This window comes from Grimontia sp. SpTr1 (genome assembly GCF_947387585.1).
GTDB classification, from domain to species: Bacteria; Pseudomonadota; Gammaproteobacteria; order Enterobacterales; family Vibrionaceae; genus Enterovibrio; species Enterovibrio indicus.
This window is the reverse complement of record NZ_CANDOD010000040.1, coordinates 1-4,581: the sequence shown is the minus strand read 5'-3', so window position 1 is coordinate 4,581 and position 4,581 is coordinate 1. Positions and strand designations below refer to the sequence as shown.

Sequence of the window (4,581 nt, the reverse complement as noted above, 5' to 3'; positions counted from 1 at the left end):
GCGATTTTGACTGCTCTGACTCGGTAGGAAACAAGGACCGAAAGAGCGAAAGAAGGACAGTCACTTTTAGCTATCATCTATTTCGGATTAGGAATTGTAGGGTGAATTAGCAAACTTACATTTGAGTAAATTGGATTTTCTAAGCCAGAATGGGGCAAAAACGTCCCAGGACCGATCGGCCTAACACGGGTTTGGACAAGAGCTAGTTAGATCTAATGCTCTAAAGTGTCTACTTCGGATAACCTCAGGTTGGGGGAAGCGAAGTGGATGACTTTGTTGTTCGAAGGCAGTGACTGCTCACGCAGTCATAAAGACAGCTATTGCCCATTGACCGGAGAAGGGCTCATATGTGTTATGTGCGTGGCTAGAATTCACCATTAATAACACCTTGATACCATGCTGCCATGTTAGGTGTTGTGAGCCTTTTTGACCAGTCAGCATCCTTAAGTGTCGAGGTGCCAATAATGAAGTAGACTGTACCGTTTTTATCTAGGCAAGCTAATGTATTTGTCACGCTACTTTTAGCGAATGGGAATAGCTGGATTCTAGAGGAGAGATCTTCGTTTACCAAACTGTACGCTACGTCAAATAGCCCCTGCGAAGACCCAATAAACCACCATCGAAGCTCACCGAATTCTCCATCGTGCGAGCATACATAGCGCTCGTATTCCTTCGGATAGGAAAGCCCATATTTCTCAGCGAGATAGTATTCGTTCGATTTCATGATTGCACATAACGCTGTGCTCTGGGGCAAACCGAAGCGCAGCGTAGGTTTGTCCCTAGCGGCACTTTGTTATGGCTATACAAGCCCATGCTTTTTACCCCAAGCTATTGACCGTGATTTTGCTAATGGCTTTTGCTTTATAATTAGCTCTAAGTAGGCCTTAGCTTCCGATTGATTGCCTTGATGTAAAGAAATGCCTGCTGCAATAAAGGGAATCTTCTTTGCAGCCTCTAGTTTTAAATTTTCTAAATCGGCCATTTTAGCCAACCAAGGCAGACATAGAGATTCAACACTTAATGCCAGTTCGGCTGCAATATTGTTTATATCCACGCTATTATCAACCGACCACCAAGTGTCCTTGTTTTCACTAGAAAGCAACCCAATTCGCTCTCTGGCCGTGCAATCATATTCTTTAGGCATACCCTTAACAGCAGGCGCATCAGTTATGGCCGAAATCGCGGGGAAATACACGCCTACATTTACAGTAAATTGCCCCTCTTTGCCTGTATTAAACTGACTCGCTTGAACATTGATCAAATCAATTCGGTCTTCGTGTTGACGATAGAAGTTCCGAGCCTTTTTCTTAAACCCGTGTGTTTTTAAAAGCGGAGTAAGACCCAATTTAACTATTTCGTCGATTTTCTTTGATATTTCACTCATAGCTCGAAGATGCCATAACGCCAGAATAACGGGCGTTTTCCAAACCAATCTGTGTCAAACACCTAAATCACAGTGTTTCCATGAAAAAATGCACCACGAGGAAATGTCCCGTTCATGCTTTTGTTATATGCGTGATATCCACAGCGCAACTCCAAAGATAAAGACCGGAAGAAGTGAAAACATGAAGTATACGGCATTGAAAAAGAACACCTTCTCCTTTCGTTCCTTTTCATCAATTTCCATAATAAACTTACTAGCCTTGCTCAGATGCCTATCGTCACTGACCACCTTATTGATAAATGCAGAAGTCAGGATTAGAGTCACAAATATAACTAGGATACCAAGCTCTGCACTTTTCCAAAATTTGGTAAACTCCAACAATGCAACATTTAGCACACCTACAGCTATTACTGTTGGAGTGGCAAGTCGTATGATTGTCGCCCAACATTTGCCATTGAAATCTCTGGATAGAATTCTTGTAACGTGGCAGATATACACGACGGATATCAATAGCTTTACTTCATCTGAAAGTTTCAATTGAACTACCATTTAGAATTGAGCATATAACGAATGACATGGATTCCCCCTTACGAGGATTTGCCACACTTAGGTGTCGCGTTAAATACCGGAGGTAACCATGTCTTCTCAATTCTTTTGTGGCGTTGACATCGCCAAACACCACTTCTCTCTGCACGCGGTGGATGACCGGGGAAAGGTCATCCTTCATAAATCCGTGTCACGCGCTAAATTACTGACTACATTAGCAAATATGCCAGCTATGCGTATAGGCATTGAAGCGTGTAGTGGTGCGCATTATTGGGCCAGACGTTCACCCAATTAGGCCATGATACCCGCATCATGGCGGCTAAGTATGTCAGCCCCTACCGCACAAAAGGCAAGAATGACCTTAATGATGCCATTGCTATTTGTGAAGCCGTCCAAAGACCCAATACGCGGTTTGTTCCTGTTAAATCACCTGAACGCCAAGCCATTCTTGCTATTCACCGAATGCGTGAGCATTGGGTTCAAGAACGTACTGCCCTCACTAATCGTATCCGTGCTTTGCTCGCCGAGTTTGGCATCGTCATTCCAACCGGACGTGCCGCTGTCCATCGCGAGGTTCCTCTTATTCTCGAAGCCGCTGAAAACGGCTTACCTGATATCGCCCGTGCTGTCCTGGCGGATTGCTTTGAACACTTACAGACACTGAATCAACGTGTCGAAGACACCGACCAGTGCTTTGAGATGGTAACCAAAGTCAGCCCTAATGCGCAGCGTATCCTCAACGTCCGAGGCGTCGGACCTCAAACCGCCACAGCCATTATTGCTGCCATCGGTAAAGGCGAGCAGTTCGACTCCGGGAGAGACTTCGCCGCCTGGCTAGGACTGGTCCCGAAACAGTATTCAACCGGCGGTAAACCTCGCCTTGGGCGCATTAGTAAACGGGGCGACAAGTATCTACGAACCTTGTTAGTTCACGGTGCGAGAGCCGTCATAACCAACCTCGGAGAAAAACAGGACAGGCTCAGTGTCTGGGGGAGAAACGTCCTCGAACGACGAGGGATGAACCGAGCCATTGTCGCGCTGGCGGCTAAGAACGCCCGCATTATCTGGGCGTTGTTACACAACCAAACCGAATATCAAGACTACGCCGCCTGAGTAAGAGGCGGCGCAGGGAAACACACCAACCGGGTCATTGCAGACGCAGCTGATGAGGATAGGTTAAGACCATTTGCAGAGAGCCTGTTAATGCGGCGGACACATTGATGTCTTCTAACGAATTAGGCACTGCAACCGCGTAATGTCATCAGGGCCATGACGTGAGTCAGTGAAAGGCCGAATGTAGAGCGGCAGTCCAAAACCCATCTTGAAAAGTCTAGCGGATGTTTGACGAACGGGAGAATCCATGTAGCCCTGTTAAGGTGAGAGCAACGTAATACCGAAGCTCCTGCATACCACCTTAAACACAAAACGCAACGAATAGTAAAAATGCCAAGCGTTGCGAATCACTCTTGAACAGATTGTTAGGTTTGTACTCAAGGCAAGTCACGTAACTTTCTAGCTGGATTACCTGCGTAAATACCTTTCTCTGTAATGTCTTTAGTTACAACACTACCTGCACCAATGACCACATCACTACAAATGTTGACAGGCAACACTGTAGCATTTGACCCGATTGTTACACTGTTAGCGATAACTGTGCGTCCCCAATTATCTGGATTTGAGTCAGGTTGACCGCTTTTGAAAAGATCGTTGGCAAACATGACACCGTGACCAATGAAGCAGTCACTTCCAATAGTGACGTACTCACAGATAAAGCTATGAGATTGGATTTTAGTGCGCTCGCCAATAACTGAGTTTTTCTGTATTTCGACAAACGGTCCAACAAACACACCAGTTCTCAGTTCGCAGCCATAAACATTAGCAGGCTCAATAATAGTGACATCTTCACCACAGGTAACATCTTTCACTTGAGCCTTCAAAATTCGTGGGTTGCCCATTTTACCTCCGAAAACCTAACGTTCGAATAACGGGCGTTTACTAACCCAAATTGATTGAAGCGCCTGAATCACAGCGTCTCTATGAAAAATGCGCCACGAGTAAACGTCCCGTTCATTTGCTTGTTAGGTGCCGCCGCCACTGTTAGCCCACCAAGCCACACCTGCTATGTTTCTTTGACGAATGGCCTGCTCGATGCCTGATTTTTACAGGTGAGGTGGTGGCCTATTTGCAACACCACGTAACTCGCATGGCGACCAACCGCAGGACTAAAGATTGCTGACCAAACACATACAGCGCACTACTCAAGAAACGTGCTTACATGTAGGTAAAAAATACGGCACATAACAACTTATTAGCGGGCATAAAGCCCGTTTAGTCCAAAACCGAGACGCCCGATTAGTCCGCGTACACTTAAGACACTTTATCATATAGCTTAGTAGAATCAGTGGATTAACTTATTGGCTTGTGGTCCAAAAATGAGAAATCGGGCGTCCCGAATTTAAAGCGTTCACATTTTTACTATATACATATCCCTGTATTTTTATACATAGGGAGTGCATTAGAAAAATTTGGCCATTGTACGTCGATTCAAGTGCTGGATTGTTCGAAATGCTAACTTGATGTATGGAATCCACTCTTTCCTTGGCGATCTACAATTCCAAGGTTTGATTAAACACGAGGGTTCCATCATGTTG

General features: G+C 45.4%; 4 protein-coding genes and 1 pseudogene. 1 reads left to right on the top strand and 4 read right to left on the bottom strand.

The genetic code is table 11. The annotated features are described in order from the left end of the window. Positions 1 to 364: 364 nt before the first annotated feature. The 3 genes from QL223_RS25805 to QL223_RS25795 all read right to left on the bottom strand — a co-directional run bounded on the left by QL223_RS25805 (position 365) and on the right by QL223_RS25795 (position 1,921). Complete coding sequence (locus QL223_RS25805) at positions 365 to 724, bottom strand: hypothetical protein (protein WP_251878905.1); 360 nt, start codon at positions 722 to 724, stop codon at positions 365 to 367. A 75-nt stretch (positions 725 to 799) separates the two neighbouring features. Then, on the bottom strand, positions 800 to 1,384 hold the full coding sequence (locus QL223_RS25800) for a DUF4304 domain-containing protein (RefSeq protein ID WP_281546349.1): 585 nt from the start codon (positions 1,382 to 1,384) through the stop codon (positions 800 to 802). 123 nt (positions 1,385 to 1,507) lie between these two features. Further along, positions 1,508 to 1,921: a hypothetical protein gene (locus QL223_RS25795; protein ID WP_281546348.1), complete on the bottom strand. Its 414-nt coding sequence runs from the start codon at positions 1,919 to 1,921 to the stop codon at positions 1,508 to 1,510. 100 nt (positions 1,922 to 2,021) lie between these two features. Here QL223_RS25795 and QL223_RS25790 point away from each other — a divergent pair. Beyond that, a pseudogene (locus tag QL223_RS25790) lies at positions 2,022 to 3,043 on the top strand (IS110 family transposase). A 377-nt stretch (positions 3,044 to 3,420) separates the two neighbouring features. On the opposite strand, the gene QL223_RS25780 reads toward QL223_RS25790, so the two are convergent. Then, the gene (locus QL223_RS25780) at positions 3,421 to 3,885 is read right to left on the bottom strand and encodes an acyltransferase (RefSeq protein WP_281546347.1); all 465 of its coding nucleotides are present in this window, start codon (positions 3,883 to 3,885) and stop codon (positions 3,421 to 3,423) included. Positions 3,886 to 4,581: the final 696 nt, after the last annotated feature.